The organism is Burkholderia sp. AU33545 (genome assembly GCF_020419685.1).
GTDB classification, from domain to species: Bacteria; Pseudomonadota; Gammaproteobacteria; order Burkholderiales; family Burkholderiaceae; genus Burkholderia; species Burkholderia diffusa.
This window is the reverse complement of the sequence record NZ_JAIZRQ010000003.1, coordinates 742601-764034: the sequence shown is the minus strand read 5'-3', so window position 1 is coordinate 764034 and position 21434 is coordinate 742601. Positions and strand designations below refer to the sequence as shown.

Sequence of the window (21434 nt, the reverse complement as noted above, 5' to 3'; positions counted from 1 at the left end):
TGCCCGCCGGATGGATTCCCGCTTCGTTCCGCTGCTCCGCGTGCCTGCCGTCCCGCCCGTGTCGCCTGAAGGCGCGTCGATGATCGGCCCGATCCTGCTCGCGCTCGCGCCGGTCGCGCTGCTGGTCGCGCTCGGCCACGGCCTCCGGCGCACGGGCTTCATCGGCGACGCGTTCTGGCCGCACGCCGAGCGGCTGTGCTACTACGTGCTGCTGCCTGCGCTGTTCGCGAACGGTCTCGCGACTGCCCGGCTGCAAGCGCTGCCCGTCCTGCCGCTCGCGGCGGCGCTGGTCGGCTCGACCGTGTTCGTCTCGATGCTGCTTCTGCTGGTCCGCCGCTTCGTGTCGGTCGACGGCGCCGGGTTCACGTCGGTGTTCCAGGGCGCGGTGCGCTTCAACAACTATGTCGGCACCGCACTCGCCGCCGGACTCTTCGGCGCGCACGGAATCGCGCTCGCGGCCGTGTGCGTCGCGGCGATCGTGCCGACCGTGAACCTGATGTGCGTGCTGGTATTCGCGCGCTACGGCGACACGCGGCTCGGCGCGTGGGCGCTCGTGCGTCAGATCCTGTCGAATCCGCTCGTCGTCGGGTGCGCGCTGGGGATCGCGATGCAGGTTGCCGGCATCGCGTTTCCGGCCGCCGTCGAACCGGCCGTGCGCGCGCTCGGCGCCGCCTCGATGCCGCTCGGCCTGTTGTGCGTGGGCGCCGCGCTGAAGTTCGACGCGGCGCGCGAATGGATGCAGCCGACGTGCATCGCGTCGGCGTTCAAGTTCATGGCGATGCCGCTCGCCACGCTCGCGGCCGGCCGCCTGGTCGGGCTCGGCGATGCCGCACTGACCATCGCGCTGCTGTTCCAGGCGCTGCCGACGTCGTCCTCGTCGTACATCATGGCCCGCCAGCTCGGCGGTGACGCGCCGCTGATGGCCGGCATCACCGCGTTCCAGACGATCGCCGCCGCGCTCGCGATGCCGGCCGTGCTGACGGCGCTTGGGTCGGCGCCGGTGTTTCGCTGACGGCCCGGCACCGCGGCGTGTCGCTTTCCGTCGTGGGCGCGCGGCCGCAGGGGCCAGTTCAACTCGCGAAGGTTCGGGGACGGATGGCGAATCCCGCCGCACGCGCGCAACCGCCGCGTCGTTGCGCGAGATACACGCATCGCCGATGTGCCCCCGGTTCTTCTCGCAGCCCCGCCAAAAACCGCCTATGGTGAATGAAGCGCGTCCGTGCCTCCGCCATTCGACTTCACGTCGCTCGCACCGGCGGCCACGGCGCCGCGTTCCGGCACCATTCCCCGCAGTCGCGTGCACGCCCGGCCATGCGTGCGGCTGCGCCGCCCACCGGACTACAAGGAGGTAATCATGAAAGCCGTGCTGCTCGTCAGCTCCGCCGTGCTCGCCATGGCGTCCGTTTCCGCCTCGGCTCAAGACGCGATCACCAAGGTCGAAAACGGCGCGCTCGTCGCCGCGAACGGCATGACCGTCTATGTATTCGACAAGGACAAGCCCAACGCCGGCACCAGCGCATGCACGGGCCAATGCGAATCGTTCTGGCCGCCGTACAAGGCCAGCGCGACCGACGTCCCGGTCGGCCCCTACACGATCGTCAAGCGCGACGACGGTAGCCCGCAATGGGCCTACAAGGGCAAGCCGCTATATTTCTTCTCGAAGGACATGAAACAGGGCGATCGCAACGGCGACAACTTCAAGAACATGTGGCACGTGGTCGCGCCGTAAGCGCACCTTCGCCGTCTTCCGTGTCGGCACGGCCGCCGCACGTGTAAAAAGGCCCGCCCCGGTCATCGACCGGGCGGGCCTGTGCGTCTTGACGCCGGCCGCGTGGCATCACGCCGCCGGCCGGCGCGTGTCGCGTCGCGGCCGGATCGCGCGTCAGCGGTTCGACGGAAAGCTGAACACCGTCCCTTCGCGTACGCCGGCCGAGGGCCAGCGCTGCGTGATCGTCTTGCGTTTTGTGTAGAACCGCACCGCATCCGGGCCGTACGCGTGCAGGTCGCCGAACAGCGAGCGCTTCCAGCCGCCGAACGAGTGGTACGCGACGGGCACCGGCAGCGGCACGTTGATGCCGACCATGCCGATCTGGATGTTGTCGCTGAAGTAGCGCGCCGCTTCGCCGTCGCGCGTGAACAGGCACGTGCCGTTGCCGTATTCGTGCGCGTCGATCAGCGCCATCGCTTCGTCGAGCGACTTCAGGCGGATCACGCCGAGCACCGGCCCGAAGATCTCGTGCTGGTAGATCGGCATGCCGGGCTTCACGTTGTCGAACAGGCACGGGCCGAGGTAGTAGCCGCCGTCGTGGCCGTCGACCTTCACGCCGCGGCCGTCGACGACGAGCGTCGCGCCCGCTTCCACGCCCGCGTCGACGAACCCCGTCACCTTCTCGAAATGCTGCTGCGTGACGAGCGGGCCCATGTCGACGCCCGCGCCGTTGCCCGGGCCGACCTTCATCTTCTCGATCTCGGCCTTCAGGCCCGCGACGACCTTGTCGCCCGTTTCATCGCCGATCGCGACGACCAACGGGATCGCCATGCAGCGCTCGCCGCACGAGCCGTACGCGGCGCCCATCAGCGCATTCACCGCGTTGCCGATGTCGGCGTCGGGCATCACGACCGCGAAATTCTTCGCGCCGCCGAGCGCCTGCACGCGCTTGCCGTGCGCGCAGCCGGTCGAGTAGATGTATTCGGCGATCGGCGTCGAGCCGACGAAGCTCACGGCCTTCACGCGCGGGTCGGTCAGGATCGTGTCGACCGCTTCCTTGTCGCCGTTCACGACGTTCAGCACGCCCGGCGGCAGGCCAGCCTCGAGCGCGAGCTCGGCCATGCGCAGCGTCGACGACGGCGTGCGCTCCGACGGCTTCAGCACGAACGTGTTGCCGCACGCGACGGCCATCGGCCACATCCACAGCGGCACCATCACCGGGAAGTTGAACGGCGTAATGCCGGCCGCGACGCCGAGCGCCTGGAACTCGCTCCACGAATCGATCGCGGGGCCGACGTTCTTGCTGTGCTCGCCCTTCAGCAGCTCGGGCACGTAGGTCGCGTATTCGACGTTCTCGATCCCGCGCTGCAGTTCGCCCATCGCGTCGGCGAGCACCTTGCCGTGCTCGGCGGTGATCAGCGCGCACAGCTCGTCCGCGTGTTCCTCGAGCAGCGTCTTGAAGCGGCTCATCACGCGCGCGCGCTTCAGCGGCGGCGTGTTGCGCCACGCCGGGAACGCGGCCTGCGCGGACGCGATCGCGGCTTCGACGGTCAGCTTGTCGGCAAGCGCGACGCTCTTGTGCGATTCGCCGGTGGCCGGGTCGAACACCGGCTGGACGCGGCTGCCGCCGTCGACGCGCTTGCCGTCGATCAGGTGGCCGACGGTGGAGGTCACATTGCTGTCGTGTTTCATGTTTCTGGCTCTGTCGTGAATTCGGTTGTCGCAGGGAACGGGCCGCGGCTCAGTCCACTTCGTTCAGCGCGTCGGACAGCGCGTTGACCAGGTTGTCGATCTCGCGCTTCTCCGAGATGAACGGCGGCGCGAGCTGAATCGTGTCGCCGCCGTAGCGCACATAGAAGCCCTTCGCCCAGCAGCGCATCGCGATCTCGTACGGGCGCCGTGCCGGCTCGCCCGGCAGTGCCGCGATCGTCAGGCCGGCCGCGAGGCCGTAGTTGCGGATGTCCGTGATGTGGCGCTGGCCCTTCAGCCCGTGCACGGCCGCCTCGAAATGCGGCGCGAGATCGCGCACGCGGGCCACCGCGTCTTCCTTCACGAGCAGGTCGAGCGCCGCGACGCCGGCCGCGCACGCGACCGGATGCGCCGAGTACGTGTAGCCGTGCGGGAACTCGAGCATGTACTCGGGGCCGCCCGCGGCCATGAATGTGTCGTAGATTTCCTTCGTCGCGATCACGCCGCCGAGCGGCTGCACGCCGTTGGTCACCTGTTTCGCGAAGTTCATGATGTCCGGCACCACGCCGAACGCGTCGGCGCCCGTCATCGCGCCGGCCCGGCCGAAGCCCGTGATGACTTCGTCGAAGATCAGCAGGATGTCGTGCGCGGTGCAGATATCGCGCAGGCGCTTCAGATAGCCCTTCGGCGGCACGACCACGCCCGCCGAACCCGAGAACGGCTCGACGATCACGGCCGCGATGTTCGATGCGTCGTGCAGCGCGATCAGGTCGAGCAGGCGGTCGGCCAGCTCCGCGCCATGCTCGGGCATCCCGCGCGAGAATTTGTTTTCGGCGAGCTGCGTGTGCGGCAGGAAGTCGGCGTCGATCCCCTGGCCGAACAGCTTTCGGTTCGGCCCGATCCCGCCGACCGAAATGCCGCCGAAGTTCACGCCGTGATAGCCCTTCTCGCGGCCGATCAGGCGCGTCTTCGTGCCCTTGCCCTTGGCGCGCCAGTACGCGCGGGCCATCTTCAGCGACGTGTCGGCCGCTTCCGAGCCCGAGCCCGTGAAGAATACGTAGTCGAGGCCGGCCGGCGTCAGGTCCTTGATCTTGTTCGCGAGCTCGAACGACTTCGGATGGCCGAACTGGAACGCCGGCGCGTAGTCGAGCTGCGCGACCTGGCGGCTCACGGCTTCCGTGATTTCCGTGCGGCCGTGACCGAGGCCCGTGCACCACAGGCCCGACAGGCCGTCGAAGATCTTGCGGCCTTCGCCATCCGTGAAATACGCGCCCTTGGCCGACACGATCATGCGCGGGTCGGACTTGAACTGGCGGTTCGCCGTGAACGGCATCCAGTGGGCGTCGAGCCAGGCGGCGTCGGTGCGGATGTTCGTCTCGTCCTGCTGGCTGGCGGTGATCGTATCGGTCATGTCGGTCGGCGCGGCGCGCCCCTCCTTCTTGTGATGATGTTGCGCATTGTCGGGAGGCCAATTAGTCTCTTCAATATCGCAATATCAATGTTCACTTGCGCAACTATGCAAGCAAAGAAACCGAAGAGCCGCGCGCTGCTCGGGCAACTCAGCGACATGGATCTGCGGCTGCTGCGGGTCTTCAAGGGCGTCGTGCAGTGCGGCGGGATGGCGGCGGCCGAACTCGAGCTGAATATCGGCATCTCGACGATCAGCCGGCACGTGAAGGACCTGGAAACGCGCCTCGGCCTCGTGCTGTGCCGGCGCGGCCGCGCGGGCTTCACGCTGACCGCCGAGGGGCAGACCGTCTACGAGGAAACGCTGCGACTGCTCGCGTCGATGGAAGCATTTAGAAGCAGAATAGACGGCATTCACGACAAGATGGGCGGAGAATTGCACGTCGCCGTATTCGACAAGACGGCCACCAATCCGAACGCGCGGCTCGGCGACGCGATCCGCCAGTTCACGGACGAAGCGCCCGACGTCGCGCTGAACCTGCATGTCGCGTCGATCAACGAGGTCGAGCGCGGGATCATCGACGGCAGCTATCAGGTCGGGATCATCCCCGCGCACCGCAGCTCGGGCAGCCTCGTGTATTCGGAACTGTTCGACGAGCGGATGCTGCTGTACTGCGGCCGCCAGCACCCGCTCTTTGACGCACCGCACGGCAAGCTCACGTGGACGACGATCCGTAACCACGCGTTCGCCGGGCTCGGCTTCCATTCGCCGAACATGGAGCTGAGCCATCGCGCGAAGCTCACGCGCAGCGCGACGGCATCGGACCAGGAATCGATCGCGACGCTGATCCTGTCCGGCCGCTATCTCGGCTTCCTGCCCGACCATTACGCGGAGAGCTTCGAAAACAAGGGGCTGATGCAGCCGATCGCGCCGCACCGCTTCAACTACCGGTGCCGGTTCGTGAGCCTGCTGCGCCGCTCGCCGCGGCCGTCGCGGGCCGCGCTGCTGTTCCAGTCGTGCCTCGAAGCCGCGCATGCGGCGGCGCGGCCGGGCGCCGACGTGTAGCCGGGGTCTAGGCTTCGCTGGCGCCGCCGTCCGACGAGGGGCTGCGGCCCGATCCGGCTCTGCGATAATGCGCACTTCCCGTTTCCGCTCCGCCTCCCGCCATGACGCAGCCGTCCGCCCCGCTCCCCAACGACCTGCCGCCGATTTCGTGCCTGCCCGGCGATGCGCTGCCGTGGCTGCCGATGAGCGCCGACCTGCCGGGGCTCGCGATCAAGTATTTGCATATCAATGCGGCGGAAGACACGCTGACCGCGCTGCTGAAAATGCCGGCCGGCGGCACGCTGCCGCGCCATCGCCACGACGGCGAGGTCTTCGTCCATACGCTGCAGGGTGCGTGGCGCTACCGCGAGTACGAATGGATCGCGCAGGCCGGCTCGACGGTGCTCGAACCGGCCGGGTCGGTGCATACGCCGGAAACGCTCGGCGCGCCCGGCGACGACGTGATCACGCTCAACGTGATGCGCGGCGATCTGGTTCTGCTCGACGACGACGGCCGCGAGACCGCGCGCGAGAATTGCCGCGTCGCGCTGCTGCGCCAGCGCAAGCATGCGCGCACCGCGCCGCACGATGCGGCGCCGTTCGTCACGCGGTAAGACCGGCGACATCGTCGCGTCAGGATCCGCACGGTGCCGGCACTCGCCAACGCGCGCATCGCCGCCGGCGCACTGCGCCAGCCAGCCAGGCCGCCCCCGGGCGGCGTTACCGGAAACGCCGGAAGAATCGCCGAATATCGTCGGCCAGCAGTTCCGGCTCTTCCATCGCGGCAAAATGGCCGCCGCTCGGCATGTCGGTCCACTGCACGACGTCGAACACCCGTTCGAGCCAGCTGCGCGGCGGACGACTGATTTCCTTCGGAAAGCGTGCAAACGCGACGGGCGCCGCCACACGTTGCCCGGCCGCGAAGCGCATCGGCTGCAGCCGGTTTTCCCAATACATCTGCATTGACGAGCCGATGCAACCGGCAAACCAGTAGAGCGAGATTCCGGTCAGCAGCGTGTCGTGCGAAAACCGCTTGGCGACGTCGCCATCGCAATCGCTCCACGTGCGGAATTTCTCGGCGATCCACGCGGCCAGCCCGGCCGGCGAATCGTTGAGCGCGACGGCCAGCGTCTGCGGCTTCGTCATGTGCACATGCGCGTATCCGCCCTCCAGCGCACCCCACTCTCCACGCTGCGTCACAAAGGCCCGTTCGTCCTCGGTCAGCGGCGAAGCCGCGTCGACCGGAGGCTCGTAGCTGCCGGGCAGGTAGTTCAGATGGATACCGTCCACCGCATCGGGATGCCGCGCGCCGAGCGCAATCGACACGCCTGCGCCCAGATCGCCGCCTTGCGTGCCGAAGCGGCGATATCCGAGCCCGGACATCAACGTCGCCCAGCAGTCGGCGACCTGAAATGCCGACATGCCGGGTGCCGCGGGCGCCGGTGAGAACGCGAAGCCGGGAAGCGACGGCGCGACAACGTCGAACGCGTCGTGCGGATCGCCGCCGAAAGCGGCCGGATCGCACAGGCGATCGATCAGCGCGTCGAATTCGAATACGGAGCCCGGCCAGCCGTGCGTGATGACGAGCGGATACGGCTTCGGCCCCGCCCCACGCCGATGGATGAAATGCACGCGTTGCCCGCCTGCGTCCGCGACGAACTGCGGCTGCCGGTTCAGCGCCCGCTCCGCCGCACGCCAGTCGAAGCGCTCGCCCCAGTACGCAACCAGTTCGCGCAGCCACGCGCCATCCACACCCTGCTGCCACGGCGCGGCGGGTGTCAGCACCGGCGCGCGCATGTCGCGCAGGCGCCGACGCAGGTCATCAAGCGCGTGATCGGGAATCGCAACGTTGAACGGGGCGGCGTGCATGGTGTCTCCTGGCGAGGAATGCCGGAGATTCTGCGCGATTTTTCAGACCCGCGCTGGCGGCGCCCGCCCGCGAGCGTCAGCCCGTTTCGCGCGCGTCCGCCCGCGCGTCGCGCCGCACGGCCTGGGGCGGCACGCCGAAGCCGCGCACGAACGCATCGCGCAGGTGGCGCCGGTCGCGGAAACCGTTCTCCTTCGCGATCACATCGAGCGAATGCCGGCTCTGCTCGATCATCAGCCGCGCGGCCTCGAGCCGCAGCCGCTCGATCCCCTTCGCCGGCGACTGCCCGGTTTCGAGCGTGAACACCCGGCTGAACTGGCGCGGACTCAGGTGGACGGCGTCGGCCAGTTCCTCGACGGTCAGCGCGCGGCCGAGGTTCTGCCGCGCATAGTTCAGCGCATTCTGGATCCGGTCCGATTTCGGCGCGAGCTCCAGCATTTCCGAATGCTGCGACTGCCCGCCCGCGCGACGCTGGTGCATCACGAGCTTGCGCGCGACCGAGCGCGCGACGTCCGGGCCGAGATCCTTCTCCACCATCGCGAGCGCCAGGTCGAGGCCGGCCGTCATCCCGGCGGACGTCCAGATCGGGCCGTCGACGATGTAGATCCGGTCCTCCTCGACACGAATGTCCGGAAACTGCTTCTGCATGTCGCGTCCGTACGCCCAATGCGTCGTCGCGCGGCGCTGCGCGAGCAGCCCGGCCTCGGCGAGCACGAACGCGCCCGTGCAAATGCCGGCGATCCGCCGCGCGCGCGCGTTCGCGCGCCGCAGGAACGCGACGACGCCGGCCGGCGCCGGCGACGCGAGCGGATCGTTGACACCCGCGACGATCCACGTATCGACGTCGATCCGCCCGCGCAGCGCGCGCGTCGCGACCGGCAATCCGAGCGATGAACGCACGTCGCCGCCGTCGACGGAATAGTTGTCCATCACGTAGAAAGGCTCGCCCACGCCCATGTTCGCGTACTCGAACACCGACTGCGCGGCGAGCGCCATGATCTGGAAGCCGTCGCTGATCAGAAAGCCGATGCGGTGCATGCGTATCTCCAGTGCCGGGACATGATCCTCACGACCAACCCGATGTCCTAAATCATACCCATCTACGTCATTTGTGTCGCCGCGATTCGAGGCCAGAATGCGTTCACGCACTCACCCTTTCCTCGACATGGAGCGACATCATGACTGAAGCACATCGCGGTACCGCCGTCATTACCGGCGCATCGTCCGGCATCGGCGCGATCTATGCGGACCGCCTCGCGCGCCGCGGCTACGACCTGATCCTGGTCGCGCGCAACCGCGACCGCCTGGCCACGCTTGCCGAGCGCATCACGAACGACACGCAGCGCAGCGTCGAGATCGTCGGCGCGAACCTCGACGACCGCGCGGCGCTCGCCACCGTCGAGGCGAAGCTGAAGCAGGACGCGAGCATCACGCTGCTCGTCAACAACGCGGGCGTCGGCACGCACACGTCGCTGCTCGACAGCGACGTCGACGCGATGACGCGGATGATCGACCTGAACGTGACCGCGCTCACGCGCCTGACCTATGCCGCCGTACCCGGCTTCGTGGCGCGCGGGCGCGGCGCCATGATCAACATCTCGTCGATCGTCGCGCTGTCACCGGAAACGCTCAACGGCGTCTACGGCGGCAGCAAGGCATTCGTGCTCGCGTTCAGCCAGTCGCTGCACCACGAGCTCGCGGACCACGGCGTGCAGGTGCAGGCCGTGCTGCCCGGCGCGACGGCCACCGACTTCTGGCAGACCGGCGGCCTGCCGCTCGAACACCTGCCGAAGGAGATCGTGATGTCGGCCTCCGATCTGGTCGACGCAGCGCTGGTCGGCTTCGATCGCGGCGAACTCGTGACGATTCCGTCGCTGCACGCGGCCGACGAATGGGATGCGTACGAGGCCGCGCGCCGCACGATGGCGCCGCACCTGTCGACGGATTCGCCGGCGCCGCGCTACGCGGTTGCGCGCTAGTCGGGCAGTGCCCGCGTCGCGCCCGTGCTGTCCGGGCGCGACGCTCCCGAATCGACGCGCGTCGACGGCGCTTGCGCCACCGCAGCCGTCGACGCCGCGACGCATTCCGGACCCTGCGTTGCGTTCCCGCCAAAGCCGGTTGCGCCCCGCTTGCCACGCATTTCCCGCGACGATAAGCTTCGCGATTGCAACTCCTGAAGCAGCGCCACGCGGCATTCGTCCGATCATCGGCGCAATCGACCGTCGCGGAATTCAACCATGCGGTTCCGAATGTTCACCTCCGGGGCCGGCGACACACCCGCCTCCTCTCGCGTTCCCGCCGACGATCGCCCGGCGCTCGCGCCGTTGCCCGAACTCGAGACCGTGTGCCGTCTCGCCCGCGCGCACGTCGGCACGGCCGGCGCGTTCGTCACTTGCGCCGAAGCCGGCACACAGCATGTGGTCGCGTCCGACGGGACGCTGCCCGCCACGCTTTCTTCCGTGCACTTCTCGCCGCGTGTCGAGCGCACCTCGGCGCCCGACCGGCGATTCATCACGCCCGATGCGGGTGGCCTGCCGCTCGACGCTCCGCATGTCGTCGCGGCCTGCGAACTGATTGCGGCCGACGGCACCACGCGTGGCGCACTGTGTATCGTCGGCGACGCGGGCCTGATGCTCGACGCCGCGCAACGCGCTTTCCTGCATGACCTCGCCACGCTCGCGGAACGCGCGATCGCCCGCGCGAACGCGCAGGCCGCGCTGCACGAACGGCTCGGCATCGTCGAGGAACGCAGCGCGCTGACCACGCTCGCACTGACCGAAAGCGGCACCGGCGTGTGGGATCGCAACGTGGAAACCGGCGAGATCCATTATTCGATGGCCTGGAAGGCGCTGCTCGGCTACGCGCCCCACGAACTGACGAGCCGGATCGAGGATGCGTACGAACGGCTGCACCCGGACGATGTCGCCGACGTGAAGGCCGCGATGATCGCGCATTTCGAAAACCGCACCGACAGCTATGCGGTCGAGCACCGCATTCGCTGCAAGAACGGCACGTACAAATGGATCTGCAGCCGCGGCAAGGTCATCTCCCGCGACGGCAACGGGCGGGCGTTGCGCATGGTCGGCACGACCACGGACATCACCGCGCTGCGCGAACTCGCCGGCCGGCTGAGCGACTCCGTCACGCTCGTGACGAACCTGACCGATCAGGTTCCCGGTCTCGTGTTCCAGCTGCGGCAGACCGCCGACGGTCGCCGGTTCTTTTCGTACGCGAGCGCGGGTGTGCGCGACATCTACGAACTGACGCCCGAGCAGATCGCCCACGACGCGGATGCGGTCGAGACCCGGATTCATCCGGCCGATCTGGTTGCCTACCGCCAGTCGCTGCTGACGTCGGCCGAGCGACTGGCACCGTGGCGGCTCGAATACCGCGTGCTGCTGCCGGACCAGGGGATGCGCTGGCGCGAAGGCGACGCACGGCCGCAACGCATGCCGGACGGCGGCACGGTCTGGCACGGCTTCATCACGGATGCGACCGAGCGCAAGCACATCGAGACCGAGCTGCACCGGATGGCGACGACCGATCACCTGACCGAACTGTCGAACCGCCACGCGTTCATGCGGCTAGGCGAAGCCGCGTTGCGCCGCGTGCGCGCGACCGGCCAGGACGCCGCGGTGCTGATGCTCGACCTCGATCACTTCAAGGCGCTGAACGACCGCTGGGGACATCCGTTCGGCGATCGCGCGCTCCGGCATTTCGCGCGGCTGCTGCTCACGGAAATCGGGCCGGACGGCATCGTCGGACGCATCGGCGGCGAAGAATTCGCGATCGTGCTGCCGCACGCCGGAATCGATGCGGCGTGCGCGCTCGCGCGGCGCGTGCAGCAGCGCGCGGCCGATTCCCGACTCGTGCACGAGGACCAGGTGCTTGCGCTGACCGTCAGCATCGGCATCGACGCGATGCGGACGTCCGACTTGGGCGCGTACCAGGCGCTATCGCGCGCGGACAAGGCGCTGTATGTCGCGAAGGAACGCGGCCGCAACCGGATCGAGGTGTATCGCCCCTAGCCGCGCACCGCGCCGGTGCACACCCGTCAACGCGGCGCGAGCGCCGCGTCACGCGGGGTCGCGCGCACGCCCAGCAGCATCGCGACCGCACATGCGGCCAGCAACGCCGCGATCATCAGCATCGCCGAGTCCATGCTGCCGGTGCGGGTGCGAATCACCCCGACGATCCACGGCGTGATCATCCCGCTCGATACGCCGATGCTGCTGATCAGCGCGATCCCGCCCGCCGCGCCGGCGCCGGAGAAATACGCGGACGGCACGGCCCAGAACACCGGATGCGCGGCGAAGATCAGCATCGCCGCGATCGACAGCAGCGCCATCATCGCGACGATGCTCGGCAGGTGCAGCGTCAGCAACGCGAGCGTCAGCGCGCCGCCGAATGCGCACGCGGCGAAGTGCCAACGACGCTCGCGCCTGCGGTCCGAGCGCCGCGCGATCGCGAGCAGGCCGGCCGCGCCGATCGCGTTCGGCACGATCGACAGCAGGCTGATCTGCACGACGTCGTGAATGCCGAATTCGCGAATCATCAGCGGCATCCAGAACAGCAGCATCAGCAGCGCGGTCGTCAGCGAAAAATAGATGAACGCGAACAGGTAGGTGCGCGGCTCGGCCAGCACTTGCCGCAGCGATGCGGCCGCGTGCGCGGGTGCGGCCGCGCGATCGGCGGCCAGGTCGGCCTCGAGCCGTTGCCGGTCGTCGTCGGACAGCCAGCGCGCCTGTTCGGGGCGGTCGCACAGCCAGAACCACGCGATCACGCCGAGCAGGATCGCGGGCGCGCCCTCGATCGCGAACATCCACTGCCAGCCGTGCAGCCCGAGCACGCCGGACATCCCGCGCATCAGCCAGCCCGACAGCAGCCCGCCGACCATCCCGGCCACCGCGACGCCCGCATAGAAGATCGACAGCACCGACGCGCGCCGGCGCGCGGGATACCAGTACGTCAGGTAGAACACGACACCGGGGAAGAAGCCGGCCTCGAAAAGCCCGAGCAGGAAGCGCAGCACGTAGAAGTGCTTCGCGCTGTCGACGGTGATCATCGCGACCGACACCGCGCCCCACAGGAACATGATCCGCGCGAACGTGCGGCGCGCGCCGAAGCGGCGCAGCAGCGCGTTGCTCGGCACCTCGAACAGCACGTAGCCGACGAAGAACAGCACCGCGCCGAGGCTGTACATCGCGTCGGTCAGGCCGAGATCCTGCCGCATCTGCAACTGCGCGAAGCCGATGTTGCTGCGGTCGAGGATCGACACGATGTAGCAGATGAACAGGAACGGCACGATCCGCACGCCGATGCGGCGGTACAGCGCGTCGTTGTCCGACGGGCGCGACGCGGATGCGACGGGATGCGCGGCGTCCGCTTGAAGATGGGCTGACATCGATCGTCTCCTCGATGGATGCGAATACGGGGCCTGCAGGACACGCAACGCCGGACGCCACCGGCCCGCATGCAGCGCCCGGCCGTGGTTCAGGCCCGCCGCGCGGGTTCGCCCTTCACGCCGAGCATCAGCGCCGCGCCGCTCAGCGCGAGCAGCGCGGCCAGCAGGTACACGGCGAGATCCATGCTGCCGGTGCGGGTGCGGATCAGCCCGATCACCCACGGGCTGACGATGCCGCTCGTGATCCCGATGCTGCTGATCAGCGCTATCCCGGCCGCGGCCGCATTTCCCGACAGATAGCGGGTCGGCACGGCCCAGAAGATCGGCAGCGCGGCGAAGATCAGCGTCGCCGCGATCGACAGGCACGCAAGCATCGCCGCGAAGCTGTGCAGGTGCAGCGTCAGCGCCGCGAGTGCGAGCCCGCCGCCGATCGTGCAGCATGCGAAGTGCTTGCGGCGCTCGCCGGTGCGGTCCGAGCGGCGCGCGATGAGGATCAGCCCCACCGCGCCGACCGCGTTCGGCACGACCGTGTAGAGGCTCACGGCCACGACGTCGGTCACGCCGAAGTCGCGGATCATCAGCGGCATCCAGAAATTGAGCGTCAGCGACGCACAGGTCAGCGAGAAGTAGACGAACGCGAACAGGTAGACGCGCGGGTTCGCGAGCGCGGCCATCAGGCTGCGTGTGTCGTGCGCGCCGTGCGCACGGCCGTCGCCGCACAGCGCGGCGACGCGCGCCTTTTCGTCGGACGTGAGCCACGCGGCGTCCTGCGGCCGGTCGACGAGATAGGTAAACGCGAAGCACGCGAGCACGATCGCCGGCGCCCCTTCGATCGCGAACATCCACTGCCAGCCGTACAGCCCGAGCACGCCGCTCATGTCGCGCATGATCCAGCCCGACATCAGGCCGCCGAGCACGCCGGCCACCGCGACGCCCGCGAAGAACACCGAGATCGCCGCCGCGCGACGGTTCGCGGGGAACCAGTAGGTCAGGTACAGAACGATGCCGGGAAAGAAGCCGGCCTCGAACACGCCGAGCAGGAAGCGCAGCACGTAGAAATGCGACGGCTGCGACACGAACATCATCCCGGTCGACGCGATGCCCCACAGCAGCATGATCCGCGTGAACGTGCGGCGCGCGCCGAAGCGCGCGAGCAGCAAGTTGCTCGGCACCTCGCAGAACACGTAGCCGACGTAGAACACCGCGGCGCCGAGGCCGTACATCGCATCGCTGAAGCCGAGGTCGTGCTTCATCTGCAACTGCGCGAAGCCGATGTTGATACGGTCGAGGAACGACACGACGTAGCAGAGGAACAGGAACGGCACGATCCGCCATGCAATCTTGCGGAACAGCAGCGCGTCGCCGGCGTCCGACGCCGGTGTGGATTCATATGTGGAAGCCGACGCCGCAACACTCGCGTGCGCGATCGTCGCTTCGGCGGGAAGCGATTGGGGCATGTCTCTCTCCAAACGGGCCGCGCGATTCGAGCGCGCAGCAGTCTCCGAGGGCGTACGTGCGCCCTGCATTCTTGTGAGACCGGAAGCCGGCGCCGTGAACCGCGGCCCAATGCCGCCGTCGTTCAGGCGCCTTCAGTAAAACGGCACGACGCCCGCCTGGACACCGCGCCGCGGTGAGCGGCTCAGTCCTGCAGCGCGTCCCACATTTCCTTGTCGCGCTGCGCGGTCCAGATGCGCGGATGCGTGATGCCGCTCGCCTCGTCGAACGCGCGCGACACGTCGAACGGCAAACAGTGCTCGTAGATGAACACGTGGCCGAACTTCGGATCCATCGCTTCGCGCGTGAGCGCCATCGACGCCTTCAGGTCGAGCTTGCGCTCGACGGCTTTGCGGCCCTGCGCGAGCAGCGTCGTCACGAAGTCCTTCGTGTAGTCGAGGCCCTTGTCGACCTCGGCCGGATTCAGCAACGCGGGGCCGCGGCCGGGCACGAGCTTTTCCGCGCCGAGCGCGCGCAGCGCCTCGAGCGTGGCCGGCCATTGTTCGAGCTGCGCGTCGCCGCAATAGCAGGCCGCGTCGTATTCGACCAGGTCGCCGGAGAACAGCACCTTCTGCGACGGCAGCCAGACGATCGTGTCGCCCTTCGTGTGGCCCGAGCCGACGTGCATGATCTTCACTTCGAGCTTGCCGAGGAACAGCGTGATCTCGCGCTCGAACACGAGCGTCGGCCAGGTCAGGCCCGGCACCGTCTCGACGCCCGCGAACAGGCGCGGAAAGCGTTCGATCTCCGACTTCATGTCGGCCTCGCCGCGCTCGACGATCATCTCGTACGTGCCGCGGCTCGCGATCACGTGCTGCGCGCCTTCGTCGAAATACGCGGACGCGCCGAGCACGCGCACCGCATGGTAATGCGACAGCACGACGTGCTTGATCGGCTTGTCGGTCACGCTGCGGATCTTCGCGATCAGGTCTTGCGCCATCGCCGGCGTCGCGGTCGTATCGACGATCAGCACGCTGTCGTCGCCGATGATCACGCCCGAGTTCGGATCGCCTTCGGCGGTATATGCGTACGCGTTCTCGGACAACTGCGTCCAGGTGACTTTCTTCTCTTCCAGATCGGCTTGGGAGGCGAATGCTTTGGCCATGTTGCGTTCCGTGGCTGCGAGCCATGTGTTGAGGGGAGTGATCGGATCATCTGCCCGCGACGATTATTTGTCAATGACAAAGTCGCTTGCTATTGTTTAATACGGGTAAACCTGTGGGCTGGCGCGTCAAATGGCGTCGGATACCATGCGGGGTTTCGTCAACGGAAGAATCATCGCGTGCAGAACCATGAAGTCAGCGCGGACGACGCGCCGCCCAAGGCGCAGCGCGGGATCCAGAGCGTCGAGGTCGGCGGCCGGCTGCTCGACGCGCTCGCGCGCCGGCGCAAGCCGCTCGGGCTGTCGGAGCTGGCGGCCGCGGCCGACCTGTCGACCGCGCAGGCGCACACCTATCTCGTCAGCCTGACGCGGCTCGCGCTCGTGAAACGCGACGCGCTCACGGGCAACTACGAGCCAGGGCCGCTGTCGCTGCGGCTCGGGCTGATGTCGATCGAGCGCCAGCTGGCCTATCGCGCGGCGCTGCCGCATGCGGCGCGGCTCGCGGAAGCGGTCGGCCTGAGCGTCGCGCTGTCGGTGCCGGGCGTGCTCGGGCCCACGATCGTGCGCATCGAGCACGGCGGTTATCCGCTGCACGTGAACCTGCACGTCGGATCGGTGATGTCGCTTGACACGACGGCGACCGGCCGAGTGTTCCGCGCGTTCGGCGACCCCGCGCAGCTCGACGCGATGGCGGCCAGCCAGGCCGGCGCCGGCGACACGCTCGCGGGCGCGGAAGGCGTCCAGCCCACGTCCGACGCCGGCGCGTGGCAGGCCGAACTCGACGCGATCCGCGTGCGCGGGATCGAGCGCGGCGTGGACCGGCCGAGCCCCGGCGTCAGCGCGATGTGCGTGCCGGTGCTGGACGCAGACGGACGCCTGCAACTCGCGTTGACGGTGATCGGCTCGACCGGATCGATCGATGTCGGATGGGACGGCCCGATCGCGACGGCGCTGCGCGACGCGGCACGGCAAGCCACTGCGTCGCTCGGCGCGGGACGCGATGCACCGCCGATCGCGCCGGGCATGCTCCCGGCCACGCAGCGCATGCCGCCCGCGCTCGCCGACGATACGAAAGCGCAACGCGGCATCAACGCGCTCGACAGCACGGGCGAGCTGCTGCTGGCGCTCGTCTCGGCGGGTCGTGCACTGCCGCTGCGCGACCTCGCGGCGGCGGCCGGCATGCCGGCCGCGAAGGCATTTCCGCATCTGGTGAGCCTGCAGAAGATCGGCCTGCTGAGCCGCGACGACGCCGGCTGCTTCGGCGGCGGGCCGCTCGCCCAGGCGCTCGGCCTGATCGCGATGCAGCGCGTGTCGCCGACGCGCGATGCGGAAGCCGAGATCGTCGCGCTGGCGGCCGCGACCGACATGAGCGTGGCTGCCGCGACGCTCGGGCCACTCGGGCCGACCGTGATCCGCCTGGAGGAATCCGCGCGGCCGCAGCACGTGAGCCTGCAGGTCGGCACGGTGATGTCGCTCGTGAATACCGCGATAGGGCGGATCTTCGCGGCCGGCATGTCCGACGACGTGCTGGCCGGCCTGCTGACCGACGAGCCGGTGCGTCTCGCCGGCCGCGCGACGCAGATCGACGACGCATTCCGCGCGCGGCTCGCGACGATCCGCGCGGACGAGCTCGATTTCGCGTTCGATGCGCCGGTGCCGGGCATCGGGACGATCGCCGCGCCCGTGTTCGATCACACCGGCAGCATCCGGCTCGTGATCGCGATCATCGGTTCGTCGCGCGGCTTCCCGCGCGGGCCGGAGAGCGAACTCGCGCATGCGCTGCTCGCCGCGACGCGCCGCCTGTCGTGGCGCTTCGGATGGATCGGCGGGTAAGCGCCGCTCTGCTGCCGCCCCCTTTCTCCCCGCCTGACATCCCTTTCCGTCCGTCAATGCGCGGCCGTGCTCGCCACGGCCTCGTTACGCCTGTCCGCCACGCAGAAGCAGGTGCAATTCATGTTGCGCAGCAGCAACAGAAGTTGTCAGTAATTCTCATATAACGAAATCGCATTTCACAACGCGGCGACACTCCTCTATGATTAGGGTTATCCCTAACTCGCCACCTACCTGGGGCTTCGTCATGCAAACGTCTAATGTCTCCGATCGTTCCACCCAATCCTCTGGCTGGCTCGCACGTGTTGGCGAGCTGCTTGCAGAAGCATGGGCACTGCACCTCGAGAACTGCGAAGTCATCGCTGAAGCGCACGCACGCCTGCCGCGCTGAGCGCAGCGTCACGCCGCCGGCCGGCGGCACGCCATCCGTCCGACCCGCCTGCCGGGACGCGCACCGCAAGGCCGCCGCGCCCGGCATCGGCGTGTCGGAGGAAGGCCGCAAAAGCCCGCGGAAGATTCATCCGTCTTACCGCCCCGCAGGCATTGCCCGCCTGTTTCCGGCTCCGCGCCGCGCCCACTGGACGCGACAGCCCGATTACCGCTCTGCTTCGGCACAACCGCGCATCTCGTCGTCACGACGATCCACGGCCCATCTCCCCTGTCGTCACACCTGAATCGACGGCACGTCTTTCATGCACCGCAGCGCGAACATCGAGCGGCTATGGCGGATGCTCGAAATCCGGTACAGCTTCTCGCGCAGGAAGCGCTCATAGCCGGCCGTGCCGTCCACCGCGACCTTGATCCAGTAGTCGTATTCGCCCGACACGAGGTAGGCCTCGAGCACTTCGGGCAGCGCCGCGAGTTCGGCGCCGAAACGCGCGAGCGCGTCGTCCTCGTGGCGATCGAGCGTGACTTCGAGGATCACGATGTCCGCGTAGCCGAGCATGCGCTGGTTGACCAGCGCGACGTAGCCGTCGATGTAACCGTCGAGCTCGAGCTGCCGCGTGCGGTTCCAGCATGCGGTGGTCGACATGCCGATCTGTTCGGCCAGTTCGGCGTTCGACAGACGCGCGTTCTTTTGCAGTGCACCGAGGATCTTGCGGTCCTGGTTGTCGAGGGTTTTCGGCGTGCGTTCGCGGGTAGCCATGACGTAAAGAATTTTCTACTGGAAATCGGCATTCTATCTGAACAGGATTCCGGTTTCGGGCGTGCTTTACTGGAAAACAGGAAGCCTTTTAACCGGCCCGCTTGATACATTTTCTCCATGCCTGTTGTCCGGCACGCTCCCAGCGACAACCCCTTCGCACCGGGACGCACGACCGCAATCACGAGTTGCGGCGCCGGACACGCAGGCATGCAATGTCCCGCCTCCCGCGCGCCTATCCGGCTGCACGGGCCGGCGCCTGATCCTTCGTTTTCCGCACCTCCCGTCATGTCGTTCAGGCTCTATCTGTCGTTCCTCGCTGCGTCCGCCGTCCTCATCTACGCCCCCGGGCCCGTCAACCTCCTCACGATGAACCAGGCATTGCGCACCGGCTGGCGCCGCGCGCTGCCGTGCGTATGGGGCGGCACGCTCGCCGTGCTGCTGCAGCTCGCGCTGACCGCGCTGTGCCTGAATTCGCTGGTCCATCTCGACGAGCACGCGCTGAACGTGCTGCGCTGGGCCGGCGCCGCCTACCTCGTGTGGCTCGGCGGCAAGCAATGGCTAGGCCGCGCGCAGCTCACCGCGCCCGCCGCGTCGACCCAGCCCGGCAGCGCCGCACCCGACGACACCGACAGCGGCCGCGCACTGTTCTGGCGCGGCCTCGCCACCTCCGGCCTGAATCCGAAGACGCTGCTGTTCTTTCCGTCGTTCTTTCCGCAGTTCATCGTACCGAGCGCAGACTGGAGCCTGAACGCGCAGTTCCTGCTGCTCGCGACGTCCTTCGCGCTGCTGTTCGCCGGCGGCATTGCGTCGATGGCGCTCTTCTCGCACCGGCTGAGCCATGCGCTGCGGCGTCCGGCGCGGATGCGCGCGATGAACCGAGTGACCGGCGGGCTGCTGGTCGGCATGGGCGCGATCATGGTCGGCTGGAACTGAGACCGCGCGGCCGCACGCGCGGGTGCCGGGTCACCCGCGCGCCCCGCGAAAAAGCAGCCGATCGCCGAATGCTTTAGGGTAGCGGCTGGTTCGTTGGACATGCCCGGCTCGCCCGGGTGATTGCATGAAGCACGTCACTACCCGCCTGCGGCGGCTGTTCGCGCCGATCGGCCTGCACTGGTATCTCGCTCTCCTCCTCGCGCTCGATGCACTGATGGTGCTGCGCCCCGTCGTCGCCCATGCGAAGCTCGGCGTGCATCGTGCGTGGCTCACCGATGCGCTGAATCTCGTCGATAACGCCGGCCTCGTCGTGCTGCCGCAGGTCGTCGTCGCGGCCGGCCTCGCGACGATGGCCATCGGCATCGTGCTGCGTGCGCGCGTCGCGTGGGTGCTGTCGATCCTGCTGCTGGTCGCGGCCGCCGCGATCAGCATCCTCGGCGGCTACCGCAGCAACGCGGTGTTCGTGTACACGGCCGTGCTGGCCGTCACGCTGATCTACTACTGGCGCCATTTCGACCGCGCGAGCGTCGCCGCGAGCAGCCTGTTCGCGCTGCTCAGCATCGTGTCGCTGTTGATCTACGCGACCTTCGGCGTGCTGTATCTCGGCGACGAATTCACGCCGCCCGTCCACGACCTCGCCACGGCCGTCTACTTCTCGATCGTGTCGATGTCGACGGTCGGCTACGGCGACATCGTGCCGCACGCGCCCACCGCGCGCCTCTTCACCGCATCGGTGATCGTGCTCGGCATCACCGTATTCGCGACGTCGATCAGCGCGGTCGTCGGGCCGGTGATCGGCGGCAACCTGAAACGGATCGTCAAGGGAGGCATTTCGAACGTGATCCGCAAGCATCATTTCCTGATCGTCGGCGCGACGCCCGTCGCGCATGCAGTGCACGAGGGGCTGCGCAAGCGCGGCTACGCCGTGACCGTCATCGTGCCGGCAGGCGTCGAGCACAACTATGCGGGCGGGACCGACCTGATCGTCGGCGACGCCACCGACCACGCGGTGCTGGAAAGCGCCGGCGCGGCAACGGCCCGCGCGGTGCTCGCGCTGCGTTCCGACGATGCCGAGAATGCGTTCATCATCCTCGCGATCCGCGAGATCGCGTCGACGGTGCGTACCGTCGCGCTCGTGAACCAGCAACGCAACCTCGAGCGGCTGCGCCTGCTGAAGCCGGATATGGTGTTCTCGCCGCAGCAGCTCGCGGGCGAACTGCTCGCCAGCACGCTCAACGACGAACCGGTCGACAAGTCGGTGATCTCGCACCTGCTGTTCGGCACCGACGCCGCCGCGTGACCGGTGCCGGCCGACGCGCGGCCGGTACAATCGCGCGATGTCCGAATTGCTCACTTACGGCGGCCTGTTCGCCGTGTCGATGGTCGCCGCGACCCTGCTGCCGCTCCAGTCCGAAGCCGTGCTCGCCGGCCTGCTGCTCGCCGGACGCGAGCCCGTGTGGGCGCTGCTGCTGGTCGCGAGCGTCGGCAACGTCGCGGGCTCGGTGGTCAACTGGGCGCTCGGCCGCGGCATCGAGCACTTCCGCGACCGCCGCTGGTTCCCGGTCAAGCCGGCCGCGCTCGCGCGCGCCGAGCGCTGGTATGCGCGCTACGGCCGCTGGTCGCTGCTGCTGAGCTGGGCGCCGGTGGTCGGCGATCCGCTGACGATGGTCGCCGGCGTGCTCCGCGAGCCGCTGCCGACCTTCCTCGCGATCGTCACGATCGCGAAGGTCGGGCGGTATCTGGCCGTCGCGTGGCTCGTGATGCACTGACGCTGCCCGCCTGCGTCGGGCGAGCCTGCCCCCCCTCCG

Annotated in this window: 18 protein-coding genes; 10 read left to right on the top strand and 8 right to left on the bottom strand. The window is 68.4% G+C overall.

The genetic code is table 11. The features are described 5' to 3' along the window. The first annotated feature begins 79 nt into the window (after positions 1–79). Together LGM71_RS13395 and LGM71_RS13390 are read left to right on the top strand one after the other, a co-directional pair. Positions 80–1012, top strand: a complete 933-nt coding sequence (locus LGM71_RS13395; RefSeq protein ID WP_226115082.1) for an AEC family transporter — start codon at positions 80–82, stop codon at positions 1010–1012. A 342-nt stretch (positions 1013–1354) separates the two neighbouring features. Then, on the top strand, positions 1355–1729 hold the full coding sequence (locus LGM71_RS13390; protein ID WP_059679743.1) for a hypothetical protein: 375 nt from the start codon (positions 1355–1357) through the stop codon (positions 1727–1729). A 153-nt stretch (positions 1730–1882) separates the two neighbouring features. Here the strand turns inward: LGM71_RS13390 and LGM71_RS13385 are convergent, their stop codons facing one another. Then, positions 1883–3400, bottom strand: coding sequence for a CoA-acylating methylmalonate-semialdehyde dehydrogenase (locus tag LGM71_RS13385; protein WP_059599401.1), 1518 nt, complete (start codon positions 3398–3400; stop codon positions 1883–1885). Positions 3401–3449: 49 nt separating this feature from the next. Further along, positions 3450–4808 carry an aspartate aminotransferase family protein gene (locus LGM71_RS13380; protein ID WP_059599400.1) on the bottom strand — a complete coding sequence of 453 codons (1359 nt, stop codon included), beginning with the start codon at positions 4806–4808 and terminating at the stop codon, positions 3450–3452. Positions 4809–4913: 105 nt separating this feature from the next. On the opposite strand from LGM71_RS13380, the gene LGM71_RS13375 reads away from it, so the two are divergent. Both LGM71_RS13375 and LGM71_RS13370 read left to right on the top strand, forming a co-directional pair. Then, on the top strand, positions 4914–5870 hold the full coding sequence (locus tag LGM71_RS13375) for a LysR family transcriptional regulator (protein ID WP_059599399.1): 957 nt from the start codon (positions 4914–4916) through the stop codon (positions 5868–5870). Positions 5871–5971: 101 nt separating this feature from the next. After that, a complete protein-coding gene (locus LGM71_RS13370) occupies positions 5972–6463 on the top strand; it encodes a 2,4'-dihydroxyacetophenone dioxygenase family protein (RefSeq protein ID WP_059599398.1) in 492 nt (163 codons plus the stop codon). 106 nt (positions 6464–6569) lie between these two features. Here LGM71_RS13370 and LGM71_RS13365 read toward each other — a convergent pair whose 3' ends face one another. Then, the gene (locus tag LGM71_RS13365) at positions 6570–7718 is read right to left on the bottom strand and encodes an epoxide hydrolase family protein (RefSeq protein WP_226115081.1); all 1149 of its coding nucleotides are present in this window, start codon (positions 7716–7718) and stop codon (positions 6570–6572) included. Between the two features lie 76 nt (positions 7719–7794). Beyond that, complete coding sequence (locus tag LGM71_RS13360) at positions 7795–8754, bottom strand: GlxA family transcriptional regulator (RefSeq protein ID WP_226115080.1); 960 nt, start codon at positions 8752–8754, stop codon at positions 7795–7797. A gap of 140 nt (positions 8755–8894) precedes the next feature. Between LGM71_RS13360 and LGM71_RS13355 the strand changes: the two genes are divergently transcribed. Together LGM71_RS13355 and LGM71_RS13350 are read left to right on the top strand one after the other, a co-directional pair. Beyond that, positions 8895–9695, top strand: a complete 801-nt coding sequence (locus tag LGM71_RS13355; protein ID WP_226115079.1) for an SDR family NAD(P)-dependent oxidoreductase — start codon at positions 8895–8897, stop codon at positions 9693–9695. A gap of 270 nt (positions 9696–9965) precedes the next feature. Further along, positions 9966–11744 carry a sensor domain-containing diguanylate cyclase gene (locus LGM71_RS13350; RefSeq protein ID WP_226115078.1) on the top strand — a complete coding sequence of 593 codons (1779 nt, stop codon included), beginning with the start codon at positions 9966–9968 and terminating at the stop codon, positions 11742–11744. Between the two features lie 26 nt (positions 11745–11770). Here LGM71_RS13350 and LGM71_RS13345 read toward each other — a convergent pair whose 3' ends face one another. The 3 genes from LGM71_RS13345 to LGM71_RS13335 form a co-directional block, all read right to left on the bottom strand. Then, positions 11771–13120 (bottom strand): MFS transporter, encoded by a 1350-nt coding sequence (locus LGM71_RS13345; protein WP_226115077.1) that lies wholly within the window; start codon positions 13118–13120, stop codon positions 11771–11773. A gap of 89 nt (positions 13121–13209) precedes the next feature. Beyond that, entirely contained in the window at positions 13210–14577 is a 1368-nt protein-coding gene (locus tag LGM71_RS13340; protein ID WP_226115076.1) for an MFS transporter, read from the bottom strand. 182 nt (positions 14578–14759) lie between these two features. Then, a complete protein-coding gene (locus LGM71_RS13335; RefSeq protein WP_059599391.1) occupies positions 14760–15719 on the bottom strand; it encodes an MBL fold metallo-hydrolase in 960 nt (319 codons plus the stop codon). Between the two features lie 177 nt (positions 15720–15896). Between LGM71_RS13335 and LGM71_RS13330 the strand changes: the two genes are divergently transcribed. After that, on the top strand, positions 15897–17549 hold the full coding sequence (locus tag LGM71_RS13330) for an IclR family transcriptional regulator (protein WP_226115075.1): 1653 nt from the start codon (positions 15897–15899) through the stop codon (positions 17547–17549). 661 nt (positions 17550–18210) lie between these two features. Here the strand turns inward: LGM71_RS13330 and LGM71_RS13325 are convergent. Beyond that, positions 18211–18693, bottom strand: a complete 483-nt coding sequence (locus tag LGM71_RS13325) for an Lrp/AsnC family transcriptional regulator (RefSeq protein ID WP_006755380.1) — start codon at positions 18691–18693, stop codon at positions 18211–18213. A gap of 285 nt (positions 18694–18978) precedes the next feature. On the opposite strand from LGM71_RS13325, the gene LGM71_RS13320 reads away from it, so the two are divergent. The 3 genes from LGM71_RS13320 to LGM71_RS13310 all read left to right on the top strand — a co-directional run bounded on the left by LGM71_RS13320 (position 18979) and on the right by LGM71_RS13310 (position 21395). Beyond that, positions 18979–19626, top strand: a complete 648-nt coding sequence (locus tag LGM71_RS13320) for a LysE family translocator (RefSeq protein WP_151050187.1) — start codon at positions 18979–18981, stop codon at positions 19624–19626. A 124-nt stretch (positions 19627–19750) separates the two neighbouring features. Then, positions 19751–20926 carry a voltage-gated potassium channel protein gene (gene kch / locus LGM71_RS13315; protein WP_226115074.1) on the top strand — a complete coding sequence of 392 codons (1176 nt, stop codon included), beginning with the start codon at positions 19751–19753 and terminating at the stop codon, positions 20924–20926. Positions 20927–20963: 37 nt separating this feature from the next. After that, on the top strand, positions 20964–21395 hold the full coding sequence (locus LGM71_RS13310) for a YqaA family protein (RefSeq protein ID WP_059599387.1): 432 nt from the start codon (positions 20964–20966) through the stop codon (positions 21393–21395). The last annotated feature ends 39 nt before the right edge of the window (positions 21396–21434 follow it).

What these genes read in the sequence shown, in the direction of transcription:
- LGM71_RS13335 (WP_059599391.1), bottom strand. Translation starts at nt 15,719, where the DNA reads ATGGCCAAAGCATTCGCCTCCCAAGCCGATCTGGAAGAGAAGAAAGTC.
- LGM71_RS13370 (WP_059599398.1), top strand. Translation starts at nt 5,972, where the DNA reads ATGACGCAGCCGTCCGCCCCGCTCCCCAACGACCTGCCGCCGATTTCG.
- LGM71_RS13320 (WP_151050187.1), top strand. Translation starts at nt 18,979, where the DNA reads ATGTCGTTCAGGCTCTATCTGTCGTTCCTCGCTGCGTCCGCCGTCCTC.
- LGM71_RS13380 (WP_059599400.1), bottom strand. Translation starts at nt 4,808, where the DNA reads ATGACCGATACGATCACCGCCAGCCAGCAGGACGAGACGAACATCCGC.
- LGM71_RS13325 (WP_006755380.1), bottom strand. Translation starts at nt 18,693, where the DNA reads ATGGCTACCCGCGAACGCACGCCGAAAACCCTCGACAACCAGGACCGC.
- LGM71_RS13365 (WP_226115081.1), bottom strand. Translation starts at nt 7,718, where the DNA reads ATGCACGCCGCCCCGTTCAACGTTGCGATTCCCGATCACGCGCTTGAT.
- LGM71_RS13355 (WP_226115079.1), top strand. Translation starts at nt 8,895, where the DNA reads ATGACTGAAGCACATCGCGGTACCGCCGTCATTACCGGCGCATCGTCC.
- LGM71_RS13310 (WP_059599387.1), top strand. Translation starts at nt 20,964, where the DNA reads ATGTCCGAATTGCTCACTTACGGCGGCCTGTTCGCCGTGTCGATGGTC.
- LGM71_RS13350 (WP_226115078.1), top strand. Translation starts at nt 9,966, where the DNA reads ATGTTCACCTCCGGGGCCGGCGACACACCCGCCTCCTCTCGCGTTCCC.
- LGM71_RS13340 (WP_226115076.1), bottom strand. Translation starts at nt 14,577, where the DNA reads ATGCCCCAATCGCTTCCCGCCGAAGCGACGATCGCGCACGCGAGTGTT.
- LGM71_RS13360 (WP_226115080.1), bottom strand. Translation starts at nt 8,754, where the DNA reads ATGCACCGCATCGGCTTTCTGATCAGCGACGGCTTCCAGATCATGGCG.
- LGM71_RS13385 (WP_059599401.1), bottom strand. Translation starts at nt 3,400, where the DNA reads ATGAAACACGACAGCAATGTGACCTCCACCGTCGGCCACCTGATCGAC.
- LGM71_RS13390 (WP_059679743.1), top strand. Translation starts at nt 1,355, where the DNA reads ATGAAAGCCGTGCTGCTCGTCAGCTCCGCCGTGCTCGCCATGGCGTCC.
- LGM71_RS13395 (WP_226115082.1), top strand. Translation starts at nt 80, where the DNA reads ATGATCGGCCCGATCCTGCTCGCGCTCGCGCCGGTCGCGCTGCTGGTC.
- kch (WP_226115074.1), top strand. Translation starts at nt 19,751, where the DNA reads ATGAAGCACGTCACTACCCGCCTGCGGCGGCTGTTCGCGCCGATCGGC.
- LGM71_RS13375 (WP_059599399.1), top strand. Translation starts at nt 4,914, where the DNA reads ATGCAAGCAAAGAAACCGAAGAGCCGCGCGCTGCTCGGGCAACTCAGC.
- LGM71_RS13345 (WP_226115077.1), bottom strand. Translation starts at nt 13,120, where the DNA reads ATGTCAGCCCATCTTCAAGCGGACGCCGCGCATCCCGTCGCATCCGCG.